The sequence below is a fragment of the Kitasatospora griseola genome, assembly GCF_044999035.1.
In the GTDB taxonomy this organism is placed as follows: Bacteria; Actinomycetota; Actinomycetes; order Streptomycetales; family Streptomycetaceae; genus Kitasatospora; species Kitasatospora griseola.
The window spans coordinates 7,684,365-7,706,998 of sequence record NZ_CP173360.1 but is presented as its reverse complement, the minus strand read 5'-3'; the positions used below and the strand labels follow the sequence as shown (position 1 = coordinate 7,706,998).

The 22,634-nt window shown below is 75.6% G+C and carries 2 protein-coding genes (1 of these 2 only partly in view); both read left to right on the top strand.

Annotated features, from left to right (window positions below; all coding sequences use genetic code 11):
• Positions 1–945 carry the final stretch of an amino acid adenylation domain-containing protein gene (locus tag ACI1MP_RS34405; protein WP_404870412.1) on the top strand. Its footprint begins 12,177 nt before the window's first position, so 945 of the gene's 13,122 nt are visible here — the last part of the coding sequence; its start codon lies off the left edge, out of view; it ends in the stop codon at positions 943–945.
• Positions 942–22,634 (top strand): SDR family NAD(P)-dependent oxidoreductase, encoded by a 21,693-nt coding sequence (locus ACI1MP_RS34400; RefSeq protein WP_404870411.1) that lies wholly within the window; start codon positions 942–944, stop codon positions 22,632–22,634. The genes ACI1MP_RS34405 and ACI1MP_RS34400 overlap by 4 nt, the downstream gene beginning before the upstream one ends.

The window sequence follows — 22,634 nt, the reverse complement described above, 5'->3', positions numbered from 1 at the left end:
CTCGCGGGCGAGTCCGAACTGGCCGTGGTGGGCGGGGTGGACGTCCTGCTCGACGAGGAGCCGTACCTCGACTTCAGCGCTGCCCGCGCGCTGTCCCGCACCGGCCGCTGCGCGACCTTCGACGAGCGGGCCGACGGGTTCGTCCCGGGCGAGGGCTGCGGGACGGTGCTGCTCAAGCCGCTGGAGCAGGCCCTGCGCGACGGCGACCGGGTCCACGCGGTGATCGAGGCGGTCGCCGTCAACAACGACGGGCGCACGATGGGCCTCACCACGCCGAACCCGGTGGCGCAGGCCAAGGTCATCCGGCGGGCGCTGGCCGACAGCGGCCTGAGCGCGGAGTCCGTCGGAATGATCGAGGCCCACGGCACCGGCACGATGATCGGCGACCCGATCGAGCTGCGGGCCCTGACCGACGCCTTCCGGCCGGACGGCGACCGGACCGGCTACTGCGCCGTCGGCTCGGTCAAGTCCAACGTCGGCCACCTGCTGAGCGCCGCGGGCATGGCCGGGTTCCTGAAGACCGTCCTGGCCCTGCGCGAGGGCGTGATCCCGCCCACGCTGTTCTGCGAACGCCCCAACCCGCGGTTCGACTTCGCCGCCTCGCCGTTCTTCCCGAACCGGACGGTCCGGACCTGGACCGGCGAGCCCGGCCGGCCCCGGTACGCGGCGGTCAGCGCTTTCGGCCTGGGCGGCACCAACGCCCACGTGATCGCCGGGTCCCTCGCCCCGGACGAGCGTCCCGCCGGAGCCGTCCGGCCCGCGCTGCCCGCGCCGGTCTTCCGCCGCCGCCGCCTCTGGCTGGACCCGGAACCCGCCGCGTCCGCCGGGGCGCCCGCGCCGCGGCCCTCCCTCACCACGTCCCTGCTGGCGGTCGACTTCGCCCGTCCGGCGTCCGCCGACCGCTCGTTCGCACCGGCGAACTCCCTGGAAGGAAAGCAGCGTTGAGCCCCACGCCCGGCCAGGACCCCGAGGTGGAGTGTCGCCTCGTCCTCCAGCACTCCGACTTCGTCATGCAGAACCACCGGGTGCACGGCGTGTCCGTGATGCCCGGGGTCACCTTCCTCGACATCGTGCTGCGCATCCTGCAGTCCCAGGGATTCGACGTCGCGCGCGCCGAACTGCGCAACGTGCTCTTCCACGAGGCCGTCGCGACCACCGAGGGCCACGACCGCGAGATCCGGGTGGTGGTCTCGCCGCCGGCCGACGGCCTGCGCCTGGTCACCGCCGAGAGCCGGTGGCGGCGGGACGGCGACCCGATCTCCCCGTACCGGCGCAACTTCCAGGCCGAACTGGCCTTCCGGGACGTGCCCGAGCCGCCCGCCGTCGACCTCGACGCGCTGCGGCGCTCCGCCGCCCGGACCACCGACATGGACGACATGTACGCCCGGGCCCGCGCCGAGCGGATCGTCCACGGGGACGCCATGCGCTGCTTCGGGCAGCTCCACCACGGCGCCGGGGAACTCCTCGCCGAGCTGGCCCTGGACGCGGAGTCCGCCGCGCTGGACGAGGCCTTCCTGCTGCACCCCGCGAAGATGGACTGCTCGACCATCGCCGCCTTCACCCAGGTCCCGATCGGCGACGACGACCCGTTCATCCCGGTCTTCATCGAGCGCTTCCGCGCCCCGCGGCCGATCCGCGGCGCCGTCCACGCCCACGTCCCGCAGCCGGAGACCCTGGCGGCCAGCGGCGACGTGATGCACAACAGCTACACGATCCGCGACGCCGACGGCCGGCTGCTGGCCGAGTTCACCAAGCTCACCTGCAAGCGCATCCGGCACCCCGAACTGATCGGCCGACTGCTGGCCGACACCGCCGGCACCGCCGAGCCCGAGGCCGCCGCCCCGGCGCCGGCCGCCGTCGAGGAGCCGACGGACGGCCGGGCCACCGCCGACCACCTGCGCGCCATGGTCGCGGCCCGGCTCGGCCGGCGGCCCGAGGACGTCGCCACCGGGTCCGGGTTCTACGACCTGGGCCTGGACTCCGGGCACATGCTGGAGATGAGCCGGGAGCTGGAGGACCTGGTCGGCTCGCCGCTCTACCCGACGCTGCTCTTCGAGTTCTCCGACATCGACTCCCTCGCCGCGCACCTGGACCGGAGCCACCCCCCGGCCGGCCGCCCGACCCCGGCCGCCGCCGGGCCGGCGCAGCAGACCCTCCCGGCCGAGGCCCCCGCGCTGCACTGTTACCGCCCCGTCTGGTCCGCCGCGCCCGCCGCGGCCGCGGACGGCGGCCGGGGCGCCCTGGTCCTGATCGGCGCGGACGCCGCGCTCGCCGCCGAGGTCGGACGGCTCGCCGGCGGCCGCCGCACGGTGCGCGTCGAGCGGGCCGACCGCTTCGCCCGGGTGTCCGCCGGGCACTACCGCCTCGACCCGGCCGAGCGGGGCCAACTCGACCTGCTGTGCGCCGAGTTGACGGCCACCGGTGAAGCGCCGGCCGGGTACGTCCGGTTCGCCGGGCCGGCCGCCGACGACGACCGGGACGCCGTCCCGACCGCCCACCGCGAATGCTCGGCGCTGGCCACCGCCGTCATCGGCACCCGCCCCACCGAACCCGTCGCCCTGCTCCTCCTGCACGAGGCCGCCCCGGACGGGACGGCCCGCCCGGAGGAGGCCGCGATCGCGGCCTTCGCCCGGACCGTCACCGCCGAGGCGGCCGCGCTGCGCTGCCGGGCCGTGGGGTACGACCGCCACCTCGGCGCGGACCGGCTCGCGGAGATCGTGCTGGCCGAGGCCCGGACGCGCTCCGACGAGTCCGAGGTCCGCCACCGCGGGGCCGTCCGGGAGGCCGTCCGCCACGAGCAGCGCCTGTTGCCCGCCGCCGGCCCGGCGCCCGCCCCGCTGCGCGAGCGCGGCGTCTACCTGATCACCGGCGGGGCCGGCGGCCTCGGCGTCCTGCTCGCCGGCCGCCTGGCCCGGGACCTCCGCGCGCGCCTGGTGCTCACCGGCCGCAGCGCGCCGAGCGCCGCCCTCGCCGAACGGATCCGCGACTGGCGCGCCCTGGGCGCCGAGGTCGAGTACCTGCCCGGCGACATCGCCCGCCCGGCGGACGCCGCCGCGGTGACCGCCGCCGCCCGGGCCCGGTTCGGCCGGATCGACGGGGTGTTCCACTGCGCCGGCACCGTCCGGGACGGCATGTTCTTCCGCAAGGACGGGACGGACGTCGCCGAGGTGCTCGCCGCGAAGGTCCGCGGAACGCGCAACCTCGACGCCGCCACCGCACAGGACGAACTGGACTTCTTCGCCCTGTTCTCCTCGGTGTCGGCGACTCTGCCCAACCCCGGGCAGAGCGACTACGCCTACGCCAACGCCCACCTGGAGCACTTCGCCGAACGGCGCTCCGCGCGCCGCGACCGCCCGGGCGTCACCGTCGCACTGGGCTGGCCGTACTGGGCCGACGGCGGGATGCAGGTCGCGGACGACGCGCTGCGCCGCGCCGCCGCCGACACCGGCCTCCACCCGCTCCCCACCGAACTCGGCCTGGACGCCCTGCTGGGCGCGCTCGCCGGCGGGGACGCCAGGCTGGTGCTGCCGTACGGCGAACCCGGCCGGGTCGCCGCACTGTTCCGGGCGCCGGCCCCCGCGTCCGCACCGACCCGCGAGGCCGGCCGCCCGCAGCCCGCCGACGAACCCGTGGCGATCATCGGCGTGGCCGGGCGCTACCCCGGCGCCGAGGACCTCGACGCGTTCTGGCGCAACCTCGCCGAGGGCCGCGACTGCGTCACCGAGGTACCCGCCGACCGCTGGGACCACGAGGCGTTCTTCGCCGAGGAGAAGGGCGAGGCGGGCCGCACCTACAGCCGCTGGGGCGGCTTCCTGGACGGCGTCGACCGCTTCGACGCGGCCTTCTTCGGGATCTCCCGCCGGGAGGCCGAGCGGATGGACCCCCAGGAGCGGCTGTTCCTCACCACCAGCTGGCGGGCCGTCGAGGACGCCGGCTACCGGCCGGACACGCTGGCCGGCGGCAGGGTCGGCGTCTTCGCCGGCGTCATGTGGAGCCACTACCAGCTGCTCACCGACCCGCGCAGCGGCGTGAACCCGACCGCGCTGCACTGCTCGGTGGCCAACCGGGTCTCGTACTGCCTCGACTTCAAGGGCCCGAGCATGGCCGTCGACACGGCCTGCTCCTCCTCGCTGACGGCGATCCACCTGGCCGTCGAGAGCCTGCGCCGCGGCGAGTGCGCCGCCGCCGTGGCGGGCGGCGTCAACGTCGCCGTGCATCCGCAGAAGTACCTCCAGCTCGCCGAGGGCCGGTTCCTCTCCGAGGACGGCCGCTGCCGCAGCTTCGGCGCGGACGGCACCGGATACGTGCCCGGCGAGGGCGTCGGCGCCGTGGTCCTCAAGCCGCTGTCCCGGGCCCTCGCCGACGGCGACTTCGTGTACGCCGTCATCCGCGGGTCCTCGCTCAACCACTCCGGCCGCACCAGCGGCTTCACCGTCCCCAGCCCCGCCGCGCAGGCCGCGCTGATCCGGGACGCCGTGGACGGCTCGGGCCTCGACCCGGCGACCATCGGCTGCATCGAGGCGCACGGCACCGGCACCAGCCTGGGCGACCCGATCGAGATCGAGGGGCTGCGCAGCGCCTTCGCCGACGCCGGACTTGCCCCCGGCAGCTGCGCGGTCGGCTCGGTGAAGTCCGCCATCGGCCACCTGGAGAGCGCCGCCGGCATCGCCGCCGTCACCAAGGTGCTGCTGCAGATGAAGCACCGCCGGCTGGCGCCCTCGCTCCACGCCGAGCGGCTCAACCCGCACATCGACTTCTCCGACACCCCCTTCCACGTCCAGCGGACGGCCGCGCCGTGGACGCCCGCCCCGGGCTGCGACGTGCTGCGGGCCGGCGTCTCCGCGTTCGGCGCGGGCGGCGCCAACGCCCACCTGCTGCTGGAGAGCGCACCGCCCGCTGACGCCCCCGGGCCGGGCGGCGAGCGGCCGCAGGTCTTCGTGTTCTCCGCGCGGGACGAGGAGACCCTGCGGGCCACCCTGCGCCGGCACCTGAGCCACCTGGAGGGCGCGCCGGACAGCGGCGCCGACAGCGGGGCGACCGCCCTGGTCACCGCGGAGGTGGCCCGGATCCTCGGAGTCCCGGACAGCGCGATCGACCCGCGGGAGACCCTGGTCGACCTCGGCGTGGACCGCGTCGGCCTGGCCGGGCTGACCCGGAGCCTCGGGGACCGGCTGCCCGCCGCGGCAACCCCCTTCACGGGCGACGCCACGATCGTCGACCTCGCCGCGAACCTCGCCCCGCGTGCCGGCGGTACGCGGGGACTGCCCCCGGCCGCGGACGTCGCCTTCACCCTCCAGACCGGCCGGGTGGCGCTGCCGGTGCGGCTCGCCGTCGTGGCCACCGGCCTGGACGGGCTGCGGCGCGAGCTGGCCGACCACCTCGACGGCCACGACGCCGGCCGGAACCGCTTCACCGGCGACGGGGAACGGCGCACCGACCACCCGGCCCCCGCGCCCGACCGGCTGGTCGAGCTCCACCGCGCGGGCGACCTGCACGAGGTGGCCCGGAACTGGGCCGCCGGCGCCGACCTGCCGTGGGAGGCCTGCCACGACACCGCGGCGGCCCGCCGGCCCCGGCGGGTCCCGCTGCCCGTGCAGCCGTTCAACGAGCAGCGGTACTGGCTGGGCGAGTGGCAGCAGGAGCAGCAGCGAACGACCGTTCCGGCGCCCGCCCGCCCGGCGGACGCCGTCGTGCCTGCCGCCGCGCCCGTCGTCGAGCCGCGGCCGGCTCCGCTCCCCGGACTCGACCGCGACGAGGTGGTGCGGGCCGTCGAGGACGCCCTCTGCGCCGAGCTCTACCTGGAGCGCCACGAGATCGACGCCCGGCAGAGCTTCCACGAGATGGGCCTGGAGTCGGTCGGCGCGGTCCGGATGACCCAGCGGCTGGGCGAACGCTTCGGGCTGACCGTCGACCCGGTCGCGCTCTTCGACCACCCGACGGTGCCGCGCCTGGCCGAGCACCTCCTCACCGCGGACCGGACCGCTCCGGCGCCCGCCCCCGCCGAGGAACCGGCGCCGTCGCCGTCGCGCGACGACATCGCCGTCATCGGCATGTCGGGCCGCTTCCCCGGCGCCGAGAACCTCGACGAGTTCTGGGCGAACATCGTGGCCGGCCGCCACAGCTTCGCCGAAGTCCCGCGCGGGCGCTGGGCCGTCGACCCGGTCTACGACCCCGACCGGCGGGTTCCCGGCCGGACCTACACCAAGGCCGCGGCGATGCTGCCCGACGTCGACCGCTTCGACGCCGCGCTGTTCAACATCTCGCCGCTCGAGGCCGAGGTGATGGACCCGCAGCAGCGGCTGTTCCTCCAGCAGGCCTGGGCGGCGCTGGACGACGCCGGCCACGCCGTCCACTCCGCGGAACGCACCCGCTGCGGCGTGTTCGTCGGCTGTGCGCCCGGCGACTACAGCCTGCTGCTCGCCGAGGCCGGGCAGGCGGACAGCGGACACGCGTTCCTCGGGACGACCAGCTCGATCATGCCCGCGCGGATCGGCTACCTGCTGAACCTCGTCGGGCCCACCATGGCCGTCGACACCGCCTGCTCCTCCTCGCTGGTGGCCGTCCACCTCGCCGCCGAGAGCATCCGGCGCGGCGAGTGCTCGATGGCGGTGGCCGGCGGCGTGGCCCTGATGGTGACCCCGCAACTGCACATCCGCGCCAGCAAGGTCGGCATGCTCTCGCCGCTCGGGCAGTGCCTGCCCTTCGACGCGGCGGCCGACGGAACGGTGCTGGGCGAGGGCGTCGGCTGCGTCGTCCTCAAGCGCCTCGACCGGGCGATCGCCGACGGCGACCACATCCACGGCGTCATCCGGGCGACCGGCATCAACGGCGACGGCCGGACCAACGGCATCACCGCGCCCAGCGCCCGGTCGCAGGCCGCGCTGATCGCCGAGGTGCACGAACGCGCCGGAGTGACCGCCGAGGACATCGGCTACGTCGAGGCCCACGGCACCGGCACCCCGCTCGGCGACCCCATCGAGGTCAAGGCGCTGACCGAGGTCTTCCGGCGCACCACCGACCGGGTCGGCTACTGCGCCCTCGGCACGGTCAAGGCCAACATCGGCCACACCACCATGGCCGCGGGCGTCGCCGGGCTGCTCAAGGTCCTGCTCGCGCTGCGCCACGGCGAGCTCCCGCCCGCGCCGGCCTTCGACGCCCCCAACCCCAAGACGGGGCTGGAGAGCAGCCCCTTCTTCGTGGTGCCCGAGCGTCGGCCCTGGCAGCCGGGCGCGCAGGGCGTGCGGATGGCGACCGTCAGCAGCTTCGGCTTCAGCGGCACCAACGCGCACGCGGTGATCGCCGAGGCGCCCCGCCTTCCGGCGCCGCCGCAGCAGCCGGACGGCGACCACCTGGTCGTGGTGTCGGCCCGCGACGAGGCGGCGCTGGGCCGGGCCCTGGCCCGGCTGTCCGCGGCGCTCACCGGCGACCTGTCGCTGCGGGATGTCGCGTTCACCCTCGCGGTCGGCCGCAGCCACTGGCCGGTCCGGATCGCCTTCGTCGCCGACGACCTCGCCGCACTGGGGCAGCGGCTGGCCGAGGCCGCGGGCGGCGGCCTGCCCGCCGGCTGCTTCCGGGGCGGCGCGGCCGGTGCGGAGCAGGCCCCGGGCGGGTCCGGGCGCCGGTCGGAGCTGGAACGCCTGGCCCGGGCCTACGTCTCCGGGCAGGACCCCGACTGGTCCGGGCTGTTCGAAGGCAGCGGCGCCCGCCGGGTGCCGCTGCCCGCCTACCCGTTCGCCGACGACCGGCACTGGGTCGAGCTGCCGCAGGCCCCGGCCGACGACCGGCACCCGTTCGTCGGCGCGCCCGTCGGCAGCCCCGGAACCGGCGCGGGCGCGCTGTTCGAGGTCGGCGTCCCGGCGGACCACTGGCTGCTGGACCACCACCGGGTGGGCGGCGGGCCGGTCCTCCCGGGCGCCGCGAGCCTCGATCTGGCGGCCGCGTCGGCGCGGGCCTGCGGACTTTCGGGGCCGCTCGAACTGACCGGTGTGCGCTGGCTGCGACTGGTCGACCCGGCGGCGGCCGCGGACCTCAAGGTCCGGATCACCGCGACCGAGGACGGACACGGGTTCCAGATCGGCGCCGGCGACTCGCCGGAGCCGTACGTCCGCGGCGGCCTGTCCGTTCCGGCCGGGGCGGACCGGGACGAGGTCCTCGACCTGGCCGCGATCGCCGGGCGCTGCCCGGGCGAGGTGCCCGCCGAACGCTTCTACCAGGACTTCCGCTCCGCCGGGATCGAGTACGGCACCTCCTTCCGCGTCCTGGCGAGGATCTCCTTCAACGGGAACGAGGCGCTGGGCCGCTTCACCGAGGCCCCGGCGCGGCCCGGCTTCCTGCTCGACCCGTCCCTGCTCGACGGCGCCCAGCAGCTGGTCGCCGCGCTGGAGGCCGGCAACGACGCGATCCTCGTGCCGTTCGCCGTCGACACCGTCACCGTCCTGACGCCCGGCGCCGTGCCCGTCTGGGCCCACGTCGAACGGGCCGGCCGGCAGCGCTACCGGGTGCGGCTCGCCGACGCCTCGGGGCGGGTGTGCGTGCGCTACGAAGGACTCTCGCTGCGGGCCCGGAACAACCCGGCCGACGAGATGACGTACCGCCCGGTCTGGCGCGAGGCGGCCCCGGCCGGCCGGGCCGCCGTCGAGGCCCCGGGGCGGCGCGCCGCCGTGGTGCACACCGCCGACGCGGCGGACCTCGCCGACGCCCTTGCGGCCCGCACCGGCGCCGCCGTCACCGTGGCGCTCCCCGACGCGGGCGAGGCCGACCTCGCCCCGCTCGACGCCCCGCTGGACGCGATCCACTTCGTCGCCCGGACCGGGACGCCCGGCGTCGACCCCGAGCGGGACGGCACCGCGCTCGCCCTGTTCCGGCTGGTCAAGCGCCTCATCGCGGCCGGACGCACCCGGGACCGGCTGGAACTGCGGATCGTCACCGCGGGCGCCGTCCCGGCCGACGCGGACGACCCGATCGTGCCGCACGCCGCCGGACTGCTCGGCATCGCCCGGGCGGTCGCGTCCGAGTGCCCGCGCTGGCGGGTCTCCTGCGTCGACGTCGGCGCCGGCCGCCGCGACCCGGCCCGGACCGCCGACCGGATCGCGGCGGAGCCCGGCACGGAACCGCTGGTGCTGCTGCGCGGCGACCGGCGGCTGGAACGCACCTTCGACCCGGTGCGACTGCCCGCGCCCGAGGGCGCCGCGCCGTTCCGGCAGCAGGGCGTGTACGTGATCGCGGGCGGCGCGGGCGGCATCGGCTTCGCGCTCAGCCGCCTGCTGGCCCGGATCGCGCAGGCCCGGCTGGTCTGGCTCGGCCGCAGCCCGCAGGGGCCGGACCACGAGGCCAAGGCCGCGGAGATCGCCGCGCTCGGCGGCCGGGCCCTGTACCTGCAGGCGGACGTCGCCGACGAGGCCGCCCTGCGGCGCGCCACGGCCCGGGCCGTGGCGGAGTTCGGCGCCGTCCATGGCGCGATCCACGCCGCCCTGGACCTCCAGGACCGCACGATCGCCAACATGGACGAGGCCGCGTTCACCGCGGGCCTCGCCCCCAAGGTCGCCGGGATCACCGCCTTCGCCCGGGTCCTCGGCGACCGGCCGCTGGACTTCATGCTGGTCTTCTCCTCGGCCGTCTCCTTCGTCGAGGCGGGCGGGCAGGCCAACTACGCCGCCGCGAGCACCTTCGAGGACGCCTACGTCCAGTGGCTGGACCGGCAGCGCCCGTACCCCGTCTCGGTCGTCAACTGGGGCTTCTGGGGGAGCGTCGGCGCCGTCGCCAACCAGCGGATGCGCGAGGCGTTCGCGAAGCTGGGCATCGGTTCGATCGAGCCCGCCGAAGGCATGGCGGTGCTGCGCCGGGTCATCGGCGCGCGGCTGCCGCAGACCCTGGCGATGAAGGCCGACCGCGTCGCACTGCCCGCCATGGGCATCCACGTGACCGGCGACGCGAGCCGGACCCGGACCGAGGCCGTGCAGCCCGCCGCGTCCGAGGCCCCGTCGGCCGCTCCTGCTGCTGCGGGGGGCGTCGCGGTGGCGGCGGTGCGGGGGTATGTGGCGGGGGTGTTCTCGGAGGTGTTGAAGACGCCGGTGGCGGGTCTGGAGCCGTCGGCGACGTTCGAGAACTTCGGGGTCGACTCGTTGGTGAGTCTGAACATCATCGACCGGTTCGAGCAGGACCTGGGCGATCTGCCCGCGACGTTGCTGTTCGAGCACATGACGATCGATCAGCTCGCCGCCCACCTCGTGGCGGAGCACGGCGAACGGCTGACCGGGCTGCTCGCGCCCGCCGGCGCCGCGGCCCCGACGGCCCCCGCGGTCCGGCCACTGCCCGTAGAGGCCCCGGCCCCCCGGCCGGCCGGCGCCGATCCCGCCGTCCTGAACCGCGCGCGGGAGGCGTTCGCCGAGGTCGAGGCGTACAGCCGCGACCTGCTGCGCACCGTGCTGCACCGGATGGCGGGCCGACCCGCCGCCGGCACCCGGGTACCGGTCGCCGAACTGGCGGCGCGGATCGGCGTGGTGGAACGGCACCGGAGGCTGCTGGACGCCGTGCTCGACATCGCCCGCGCCGACGGCGCCGTCCGGATGCACGGCGCGACCGTCGAGTTCACGGCCGAGGCCGGCCGACCCGGCCCGGACGGCGCAGGTGCCGAACTGGCCCTGCGCCACCCGGAGATGGCCGGGCACGTCCACCTGGTCGGGCGCTGCTGCGAGGCCCTCCCCGAGGTCCTCGCGGGGCGGCGCAACCCCATGGACGTGCTGTTCCCCAAGGGCTCGGTCGCGCTCGTCGAACCGATCTACAAGGGCCAGCCCATCGCCGACCACTTCAACCGGACGCTGGCCGAGGAGGTCGCCGCCGCCGCCCGCCGGGCGTACGAACGGACCGGCCGCCCGGCACGGGTGCTGGAGATCGGCGCGGGCACGGGATCGAGTTCCGCGACCGTGCTCCCCGCCTGCGGCGAACTCGGCGGCGACGGCGTCCACTACGTCTACACGGACATCTCCCCGGCGTTCCTGCGGCACGGCGAGCGGGAGTTCGAGCGCGCACACCCCTTCATGTCGTTCCGGACCCTGGACATCTCCAAGGACCCGCTCGCCCAGGGCTTCGAGGCCGCCGACTTCGACGTCGTGTTCGGCACGCACGTCCTGCACGCCACCCCCGACATCGAGCGGACGATGGCGAACATCGGCACGCTGCTGCGTCCCGGCGGGATCGCCCTGGTCAACGAGATCACCCGGTTCTCCGACTTCCTCACCCTCACCTTCGGCCTCACCACCGGCTGGTGGATGTACGAGGACGGCGAGCGCCGACTGCCGCACTCGCCGCTGCTGAGCCCGGAGCAGTGGGCGCGGACCGCCGAATCCGCGGACCTCGCAACGGTGCGCACGCACGGTGTCCCGGGAGCGGCGGCGGGCGAGTCGGCCCAGTCCCTGATCGTGGTCGCGAAGCCCGAGGCGGCTCCTGCTGCTGCGGGGGGCGACGTGGCGGCGGCGGTGCGGGGGTATGTGGCGGGGGTGTTCTCGGAGGTGTTGAAGACGCCGGTGGCGGGTCTGGAGCCGTCGGCGACGTTCGAGAACTTCGGGGTCGACTCGTTGGTGAGTCTGAACATCATCGACCGGTTCGAGCAGGACCTGGGCGATCTGCCCGCGACGTTGCTGTTCGAGCACATGACAATCGATCAGCTCGCCGCGCACCTCCTGGCGGAGTACGGCGACCGCATCCCGGTGGGAGCTGCCCCGGAGCCTGCGTTCGAGCCGGAGCCTGTGCTTGAGCAAGAGCCCGAGCCGGAGCCTGTGCTTGAGCGAGAGCCCGAGCCGGAGCCGGAGCCGCTCCAGGTCTCCGAGCCCGCCGCCCCCGAACCCGCCGCCGTGGAGCCCCCCGCCGTGCCGGTCGCGCCGGCCCGCTCCGGCGACATCGCGATCATCGGGGTCGCCGGCCGGTTCCCGGCCTCGCCCGACCTGGACACCTTCTGGGCCAACCTGTCGCAGGGCCGCAGCTGCATCACCGAGATCCCGGAGAAGCGCTGGGACTGGCGACCCCACTTCGACGAGCGCAAGGGCGTCAAGCACCGGACGTACAACCGCTGGGGCGGCTTCCTCGACGACGTCGACGCCTTCGACGCGCCGCTCTTCGGCATCCTGCCGCGGGAGGCCAACGACATCGACCCCCAGGAGCGGCTGTTCCTGGAGACCTGCTGGGAGCTGCTGGAGACCACCGGCCACCTCGGCGAGCGGACCAGGCAGCCGAGTACCGGTGTCTTCGCGGGCGTGATGTACGGCGAGTACGGACTCCTCGCCGCCGCCGCGGACTGGCCGGAGGGCCGCTACGCGACCGGGCACTCCGCGTTCTGGTCGATGGCCAACCGGGTGTCGTACACCTTCGACCTCCAGGGGCCGAGCTTCGCGGTGGACAGCGCCTGCTCGTCCGCGCTCACTGCGGTCCACCTGGCGTGCGAGAGCCTGCGCCGCGGCGAGTGCCGGCAGGCGATCGCCGGCGGGGTCAACCTGATCCTCCACCCCGCGCACTTCGCCGCGCTCGCCGCCCGGAACATGCTGGCGACCGGCGACGGCTGCCGGGTCTTCGACGCCGACGCGGACGGCTTCGTGCCGGGCGAAGGCGTCGGGGCGGTGCTGCTGAAGCCGGTCGAGCAGGCCGAGGCCGACGGCGACACCATCTGGGCCGTCGTCAAGGGCAGCCTGAGCAACGCCGGGGGCAAGGTCAGCGGCTACACCGTGCCCAACCCCAACGCCCAGGCGCAGCTCATCGAGGAGACGCTGCGCCGGTCCGGCGTCCACCCGCGGACGGTGTCCTACGTCGAGGCGCACGGGACGGGGACGGCGCTGGGCGACCCGATCGAGGTGGCGGGCCTCACCCGCGCGTTCCGCTCGCTCGGCGTGACGGACCCGGACTTCTGCGCCGTCGGATCGGTCAAGTCCAACATCGGCCACCTGGAGGGTGCGGCCGGCATCGCCGCACTCGCCAAGGTGCTGCTCCAGTTCAAGCACCGCACCCTCGCGCCGACGATCAATCTGGACACGGTCAACCCGAAGATCCGCTTCGAGGGTTCGCCGTTCCGGCCGCAGCGCACCGCGACGCCCTGGGAGCGGCCGGTCGCCGACCTCGGCACGGGCGAGCGGACCTGGCCGCTCCGCGCGGGAATCAGCTCGTTCGGAGCAGGAGGAGCGAACGTCCACATGATCCTGGAGGAGTACGTCCCGTCCGGCCCGGACGGCGCCGACGGTGCGACTGCGGTTGGTGCGGCGGAGCAGCAGGTGTTCCTGCTGTCGGCGCTGAGCCGGGACGCGCTGCGCACCCACGCCGAGCAGGTCGCGGACTTCCTGGAGAGCCCGGCCGGCCTGGCCGCCCCGCTGCGCGACCTGGCCTCGACCAGCCGGACGGGCCGCCGCGAGCTGCCCGAACGGCTCGCCGTGACGGGCGCCGACCACGCCGCGATCGCCGCAGGGCTGCGGCGGTTCGCGACCGGCGACCTCGCCGACGGCGGGTTCGTCAGCGGGACGGCGGCCAAGGGCGCGACGTCCGACGGCCCCTCGGAGGACCCCGCGCGGGACTGGGTGCGCGGCGTGCCCGTCGACTGGCACGCGTTCGGCGCCGCCGACGGGGCGCGCAAGGCGGCGTTCCCCACCTACCCGTTCGAGCGTCGGCGGCACTGGATCACCGAGGCGGCCCGGCCGGCGGGCCCACCGGAACCGCAGACGGAGGCCGGGCCCGGCGGCGAGGCCGAGCCCACCGGGGCCGTCGACGAGGCGGAGCCCACCGGGCCCGTCGACAAGGCCGAGCCCACCGGGCCCGCGCCGCGGCCCGAGCACACCCAGCAGGCGGAGCACCCACGACAGGAGGCAACGGTGGACAGTGACCAGCCGACCGTGGTCGAGCGGCCGGTCACCCACCCGGCGATCGACATCGCGCGGCACCACCGGATCGACGGAGCCCGCTGCGTCCCCGGTGTCGGCCTGCTGGAGGTGGCGCGCGGGGCGATGCCCGGCGTGGACGACTTCCCGCTGCGGATGACCGGGATCCGGTGGCTCTCCCCGGTCGATCTCGACGCGGGCGTGGACCGGGTCCGGGTGGCGCTCACCCCGCAGCAGGAGACCGGGGCGACCGCGTTCCAGCTCTCCGTGCCCGCGGCGGACGGCTTCCGCACGGCCGCCCGGGGCGTGCTGGCGAACGACCCGCAGGCCACGGCCGACCCGGCCCTGGACCTGGCGGCCGTGCGCCGCCGGTGCGGGGAGCGGCGGTCCGCCAAGGACTTCTACGAGGCGTTCTCCCGCGGCGGCCTGAGCTACGGCCGCCCGCTGCGAGTGGTGGCCGAACTGTGGATCGGCGACGGCGAGGCCCTGGCCCGGCTCGCGAGTGCCCAGCAGACCCGCCAGAGCACGCTCCGGTTCGTGCTGCCGCCCACGCTGCTCGACGGCGCGCTGCAGGTCGTCTCGGTGCTCTGCGAGGAGGAGTCCGGCTACCTGCCGGTCGGCATCGCGGAGCTGCGCGCCCACGGCGCCCTGCCCATGGACTGCTGGGCCCGGGTGAGCGAGGTGACGCCGGAGGGCCGCCGCAACGGCCACCGGCGCTTCGACATCCGGCTGACGGACGGCGACGGCCGGGTCCTCGCGGCCCTCGACGGCCTGGAGATCGCCCCCCGGTCGGCGGACCGGCCCGTCGACGAGGCCCCGACGGCCGCCGCCGTGACCGGCGGGTCGGCGGCGCCCGCCGTCCGCGCGACCGCCCCGACCCGGACCAGGTACCTGCGCCCGGTCTGGGAGCCGGCCCCGCTCGCCGCCGACCCGTCCATGCCGCGCACCGTCCTGGTGCACGCCGAGGACGGCGCCGCCCGGCAGGCGCTGGTCGAGCGACTCGCCGCACTGGGCGCCACCGCCGTGACGGTCGCCGAGGGCGAGGGCTTCGCCCGCACCGAGGACGGCGGATACCTGCTGCGCACCGCCGACCCGAGCTCGTACGAGCAGCTCGTCGCGGACCTCGCGGCGCGCGGCCCGGTGCCCGACGCGATCGTGCACCTGGCCGCCCCCCGGCCGCTGCCGGGCCCGGACGCCGCCGATACCGCCCTGCCCGCGGTGCTCTGGTCGAGCGTCGCGGTGCTGCGGCGGCCCGAACAGCCGCGCCTGACGGTGCTGTACGCCCACACCGGCACGCCCGAGGACGTCGACCCGCTCGACTGCGCCGTCGGCGGGACGCTGCGCACCCTCGCCCTGGAGCACAGCCGGTTCCGCGGGGTGCGGCTCGCTCTGCCCGGCGGCCGGCCCGGCCCCGAGCACGCCGACCGGATCGTCGAGGAACTGCTGAACGCCCGGGCGGGCGCCCAGGACGTCGACCACCGCGACGGGGTGCGGCGGGTCAAGGAGCTGCGGCCGTTCGAACCGCAGGCCGCCGGGACCGGCGGGTTCGCCCTGCGTGACGGCGGCACCTACCTGATCACCGGCGGGGCGGGAGCCATCGGCCTCCACTTCGCGCGCTTCTTCGCTGGCCTCGACCGGGCCGCCACCGTCGTCCTCGCGGGCCGATCGGCCGTCGACGACCGGCTCGTCGAGGAGCTGTCCGGGACCAGGACCCGAGTGGTGTACCGGCGCGCCGACCTGCGCGACCCCGAGGAGACCTCGGCGCTGGTGGCCGGCCTCACGGCCGAGTTCGGCCCGCTGCACGGCGTCATCCACTCCGCGGGCGTCAGCCGCGACGCCCGCGCGGTGCGCAAGACCCCGGAGGAGGTGGCGGCCGTGCTGGGGCCGAAGGTCGCCGGCACCGTGCACCTCGACCGGGCGACGGTCGACCAGCCGCTGGACTTCTTCGTGCTGTTCTCCTCGATGTCCGCCGAGGCGGGCAACCCCGGACAGGCCGACTACGCCTACGCCAACGCCTTCCTCGACGCCTTCGCCGCCCGGCGGGCCCGTCTCGTCACGGCGGGGGACCGGTCCGGCACCACGCTGGCCGTCTGCTGGCCGCTCTGGGAGGACGGCGGGATGACGGTCGACGACGCCACCCGCGAACTGTTCGCCCGCAAGTGGGACATGGTGCCGCTGAGCACGGAGGCCGCACTCGCCGCCTTCGTCCGCGCACTCGCCGCCGGCGAGCCGTGCTGCGCGGTGGTCGAGGGCCTGTCGACCGGACAGCCCGAGGCCGCCACCGCCGCGCCCGCCCCGGTGGCCGTCGCCGCGGCGCCGGCGCCGGTCGCGGGCGACCCGGAGGTCCGGGAGTCGACCGAGCGCCGGGTGCGGCTGATGGCGGCCGAGTTCCTGCTGGTGGACGAGTCGGACGTGGACCCCCGCGCGGAGCTGCTGGAACTGGGCTTCGACTCGATCACGCTCACCGAGCTGGTGAACAAGGTCAACGAGCAGTTCGGGCTCGACCTGCTGCCCACGGTGCTGTTCGAGTGCCCGGACATCGCCTCGTTCACCGACTACCTGGTCGAGCACCACCGCGCCGAACTGTCGGCCGGGCAGGCGTCGCCGGAGCCCGCTCCGCAGCCGCAGCCCGAGCCCGAGTCGGAGCCGGAGCCCGAGCCCGAGCCCGAGCCGGAGCCCGAGCCGGTCGTGGTTCCGGTGGCCGCAACGACGGTCGAGCCGGAGCCGGAGCCGGAGTCGGAGTCGGAGCCCGCGGCTGCCGACGGTCCCGTCGCCGTCATCGGCATGGCCGGGGTGTTCCCCGGGTCGGCGGACGTGGACGCCTTCTGGGCGCACCTGGTGGCCGGCGACGACCTGGTCCGGCCGGTGCCGGACGACCAGGACCGGGCGGCGCTGCTCGCCGACCCAGTGGCCCGGGGCATGCGCGGCGGCTTCCTGGACGCGGTGAGCGCGTTCGACGCGCGCCTGTTCGGCATCTCGCCGAACGAGGCGGCGCTGATGGACCCGCAGCAGCGCCTGTTCCTCCAGGCCGTCTGGCGGTCGATCGAGGATGCCGGGTACCGGCCGAGCGGCCTGGCCGGCTCCCGGACCGGCATCTTCGCCGGGGTCGCCACGCACGACTACGACGACCTGCTAAAGGAGCGCGGCGTGGCGTCCGAGGCGCACGCCGCCACCGGGATCGCGCACTCCGTGCTCCCCAACCGGGTGTCCCACCTGCTGGACCTGCACGGGCCGAGCGAGGCAGTCGACACGGCCTGCTCCAGCTCGCTGGTGGCGCTGCACCGGGCCGTGCGGTCCCTGCGCGAGGGCGAGTGCGAACTGGCCGTCGCCGGCGGCGTCAACGCGATCCTCTCCCCGGGGCTGCTGCGGTCGTTCGCCGGGTCGGGGATGTTGAGCGAGGACGGCCGGTGCAAGACCTTCGACGCGGCGGCCGACGGGTACGTGCGGGGCGAGGGCGTGGGCGCGGTCGTGCTCAAGCCCCTCGACCGCGCCCTCGCCGACGGGGACCAGATCCATGCGGTGATCCGCGGGAGCGCGGTGAACCACGGCGGGCGCTCCACCTCGCTGACGGCGCCCAACCCCGAGGCGCAGGCCCGCGTGGTCGCGGAGGCCGTCCGGTCGGCCGGCGTGGCCCCGGACACCATCGGCTACATCGAGACGCACGGCACCGGCACCCGGCTCGGGGATCCGGTCGAGATCGAGGGACTGAAGAAGGCGTTCACCCAACTCCACGCGGAGCGGGGCGAGTTGCTGCCGGGCGACGGGCGGATCGCGCTCGGCGCGGTGAAGTCCGCGATCGGCCACACGGAGACCGCGGCCGGAGTCGCTGGCCTGCTGAAGGTCCTGCTGTGCATGCGGCACCGGATGCTCCCGGCGAACCTGCACTTCACCGAGCCGAACCCGTACCTGCGGCTGGCGGACACCCCGTTCCGGATCAACGACCGGCTGCGGCCGTGGGAGCCGGCCCGGACCGCCGACGGCCGGCCGGTGTGGCGCGCTGGCGTCAGCTCGTTCGGGTTCGGCGGCTCCAACGCCCATGTCGTGCTGGAGGCGTACGAACCCGGCGAGCACCCGGCCGACGACCGCCGGGCGGTGGTCGTGCCGCTGTCCGCGGGCAGCCCGGAGGACCTGGCCGACTACGCGGGTCGACTCTCCCGCCACCTGCTGGCCCACCCGGAGGCGGACCTCGCGCGGGTGGCCCACACCCTGCAGACCGGTCGCGCCGAACGCCCGCACCGGTGCGCCGTGTCCGTGCACGACCGGGACGAACTCGCCCGCGCACTGGCCGACTTCGCCGCGGGCGGGCAGCCGGCCGGGGTGGTCGCCGGAACCGCGCGGCGCGGCGTCCCCGCGGCGCGGGGCGACGAGGGGACGACCCGGCTCATGGAGCTGTGGTGCGAGGGCGCCGCCGTGTCGTGGCCGTCCGACGGCCCCGTCCCCGGCCGACTGTCCCTTCCGTCCGCGCCGTTCGCCCGCACCCGGCACTGGGTCGACTCCCTCGGCCGCGCCACCGCCGAACCGCGGCGGACCGCGCACCACCGGCCCGGCGACACCGGCCGGGCGACCCGCGGCGAAGAGCCGCCCCGGAACACCCACAAGGAGACCCCCGTGCTGTCGATCCCCGCCGAGCGCCCGACCGGCCCGACCGGCCCCGAGCCGGCCGGGCGGGGGCCGAAGGTGAAGCTCATCCTGCCGACCGCGCGGACCGCGCAGAGCGCCCCGGCGGTGTCCGCGCCCAGGCCGCCCGCGCCTGCCCCCGTCGCTGCCGGGGCCGTCGCCGAGTCGCCGGCCCCGGCCGTCGCCCCGGGGGCCGACGCCATCGCCACGCTGCTGCGCGACCAGTTGGCGACGATCCTCGGCACCGCGGCCGCCGACATCGGCGATGACGTCCCGTTCGCCGAGCTGGGGCTCGACTCCATCTACCGGATGGACCTCGCGCGGCTGCTCAACACCACCTACTCGCTCGATCTGAAGGCCGCGGAGCTGTACGACTTCGACACGGTCGCCAAGCTGTCCGGCTTCGTGGCCCCGCTCTGCGGCCCCACCCCGACCGCGCCCGTCGCGCCCGTCGCTCCGCCCGTGGCCGCAGCTCCGGCTGCGCCCGTCGCTCCCGCCGCGCCCGCCGTTCCGAGCGTGGGCCCGGGGGCGGCGGCCCCGGCCGCGGGCGACCTGGAGGAGCTGCTGCTCGGCGCGCTGGTCGAGGCGCTGGGCCGACCGGTGGACCGGCAGCTCACCTTCACCGACAACGGCTTCACGTCCTTCGACATGCTCAAGTCCGTGGCGGCGCTGGAGAAGCAGTTCGGGGCGCTGCGCAAGACGCTGCTCTTCGACCACCCGACGGTCGCCGAGCTGGCCGTCGCGCTCGGCGGCTCGCACGGTTCGGACGCGGCCCGGCTGCTGCGCGACGGTGCGGGCCGGACGGCCGATCCGTCGCCGGCGGCCGCGGACGGTGCGGCGCGGAGCGCGTACCGGGGCGGTGCGCTGGTGGTCGAGAAGACCGGGCTGGCCGACCGGCCGGAGATCGCCGCGGTCGTCGCGGACCTGGAGCACCGGTACGGCCGCGAGGGCGGCCTGCCCGGTCGGGACATCGCCCCGCTGATCTTCCTCGGCGCCGCCCGCACCGCGTACTTCAACTTCTCCCGGCGCGGCGACGCGATGCTGACCTGGAGCTACGTCGGGCCGACCGAGCAGATGCCCGCGCTGGCGGCGGAGTACGTGGAGTACGGCCGCGCGCACGGCATCGACCCGAACATCGTCTCGCTGATCCGACTGGAGCAGGAGGCCGGCGTCCGGTTCACCGCGACGCCGTTCGGGGCGCTGCAACGGCTCGACGACATCACGGAGTTCTCGTTGGCCGGCGGCCGGATGGCGCGGCTGCGCTACATCATCGGCAAGTTCGAGAAGGCCGGGGCCTGCCGCACGGTGGAGTACCGGGTGGGTTCCGACCCGGACACCGACCGGGCGATCACCGAGATGATCGACCAGTGGGGCCAGGGCAAGGAGATGGTCAACCCCTACGTCTTCACGGTCCGCGACGAGATCGGGCGGGGCCTGCTTCAGCCGCGCCACCGGATGTTCCTCACCTACGTCGACGACCGCATGGTCAACGCGGTGATCGTGACGAAGATCCCCTCGGAGCCCGGCTACCTGCTCGACCTGGAGTTCTACCCGCAGGACGCCCCGCTGGGCGGGCTGGACTACGCCGTGGTCGCGATCATCGAGCGGACCGCGGCGGAGGGCAGCACCGTCTTCAGCTTCGGCGGCAGCTTCGGCGCCAAGATCTGCGAGTCGCCGAACGCCGCTCCCGAGGTGGAGGCCGCCCTGGCGGAACTGCGGTCCCGGGGCATCTTCACCGGCGACGGCAACTTCCGCTTCAAGAACAAGTTCCGCACCACCAACCTCCCGCTCTACCTGTGCCAGCCGGCGGACTCCGCCCGCACCGACGTCTCCCGGCTGATCCTGATGATCGCGGACCCGACCGTCGACGCGCCCCGGCCGGACGGGGCCCCCGTCCCGCCCGCGCCCACGCCGGCGGCGTCCGCGCCCGCGCCCGTCCCGCCCGCGCCCACGCCGGCCGCGTCCGTGCCCGTCCCTGTCGTCGCCGCACCCGCGCCGGTCGTCCCGGAGCGCCCGGCCCCCGCCGACGAGGCCGCCGCGCGGCGCGAGCGGTTGCTCGCCGCGCACGGCTGGAACCCGCTGCACATCCCGGCGGACGAGGTGGAGTACGACCTGATCACCGACTCCTGGGCCGAGCAGTCCCCGGCGCTGACCACCGTGCGCACCGGGCAACTGCGCTCCCGCGCGGCCCTCCTGGCGCCCGGTCAGACCCTGGCGGGCATCGACCTGCTGCCGTTCTCCTGTGTGCTGCCGACGCCTTCCGGGCGGGACGCCGAGGCGGCCCTGTGCCGGTCGTGGCCCACCCGCGGACCGGTGGTGCTGCACAACTCGGTCTTCCCGACCTGGTACTTCAGCCTGCTGGACAACGGCTTCGAGCCAGTCGCGGTGCGCACCGCGCCGAGCGGGGCGTTCCGGGGCGACCTCGACCTGGCGCACCTGGCGGCCCGGTTCGCCGAGCACGCTGGCCGGATCGCGTTCTGCTGCGTCGAGGTCTCCACCAACGCGCAGGGCGGGGCCGCGATCTCGCTCGCCAACCTCACCGCCGTCCGGGAACTGGCCGACCGTCACGGCGTACGGCTGGTCCTCGACGCCACCCGTGCGCTGGACAACGCCGTGGTGATCGCCGAGGCGGAGCCGGAGCACCTGGGCCGGGACCCGTTCGACGTGGTGCAGGAGATCCTCGCGCTCGCCGACGCCGCGACCGTGAGCCTGAGCAAGGACTTCGGGACCGACACCGGAGGGATCGTCGCCACCGACGACCCGGAGGTCGCCCACCACCTGCGGGAGCGGGTCAACCTGCGCGGCCCGGGCGTCGGCCGGTCCGGCCGGGCGCTGGCCGCCGCGGCGCTGGGCGACCGCGAGTGGGCCGTCCGGTCCGTCCGCGAGCGGGTCCACCGGGTGGCCGCGCTGCACCGGCGGCTCACCGACGCGGGCGTGCCCGTCGTGCCGGGCACCGCCACCCACTGCGTCCTCCTCGACACGGCGCGGATGCCGCAGCTGCGGGGCGTCGAGCACCCCGTCCCGGCCGCGCTGGCCTGGATCTACCAGCACACCGGCATCCGGGCCGCCGCGCACCTGAGCGCCGACCCGCAGGACGCGGGCCTGATCCGGCTCGCCGTCCCGGTCGGTCTCGACGACGCGGCCGCCGACGACATCGCGGACCGCCTGACCGGGCTGTTCGCCCGGCCGGGCGCCGTCCGCGACCTGCTGCTCGCGGCGCCGGACGCCGAGGCCCCGGGCAATGCGGCGCTGGCCCACTACCACCCCGCGGAGCACGTGCCCGGGGACATCCGGGAGGCCCTGGTCGAGGGCCACGAGGCGCGCAACGAGACCCTGGCGGTGCTGCGGGGATTCGCCCCGGACATCGAGCACAGCCTGCTGCGCCTGCCCGGCGGGGAGGTCGAGGTGTGGAGCGCCGGCGAGGGCCCCGTCCTGCTGATGATGCTGCCGTTCAACATCGGGGCGGGCCTGTTCGGCCCGCAGTTCGCCGAACTGACCGATCGTCACCGGGTGATCGTCGTGCACCACCCCGGGGTCGGCGCCACCACGCTGGCGGACGACCTCAGCTACGCGGGCCTCGCCGACCTGGCCCGGAGGGTGCTCGACGAACTGGGCGTCCGGGAGCAGGTCCACGTCGCCGGCGCCTCGTTCGGCGGACTGGTCGCCCAGACCTTCGCCCTGCGGCACCCCGGCACGACCGCCTCGCTGACGCTGATCGGCAGTTCGTACAAGCTGGGCAACCGCTCGGAGGAGGTCAACCGGCTCGCCGTCGTCGTCCAGGAGGACTTCGACAACGTCGAGCGGCGCAGCGGCTCGGCCCGGTTCGCGGCCGAGCGCGCCCGGCACGAGGAGGTGCTGCTGCGCTGCGAGAGCATGGATCCGCTCACCGGGCTGCGGTACCTGGACGTGTTCGCCGCCGAGCCCGACCTGCTGGGCCGCCTCGGGGACCTCGCGGTGCCGACGCAGATCCTCCAGGGCCGTCACGACACCGTCATCCCGCTGAAGACGGCGCACCTGCTGCACGGCCTGATCCCCGACTCGCACTACCACGAGCTCGCCGACGCGGGTCACTTCCCGAGCCTGACCAGTGCGAAGGAGGTCAACGAACTCCTGACGACCTTCGTCGCGCAGCACACCCCCGCCGCCGCGACCGGCCCGTCCCGATGA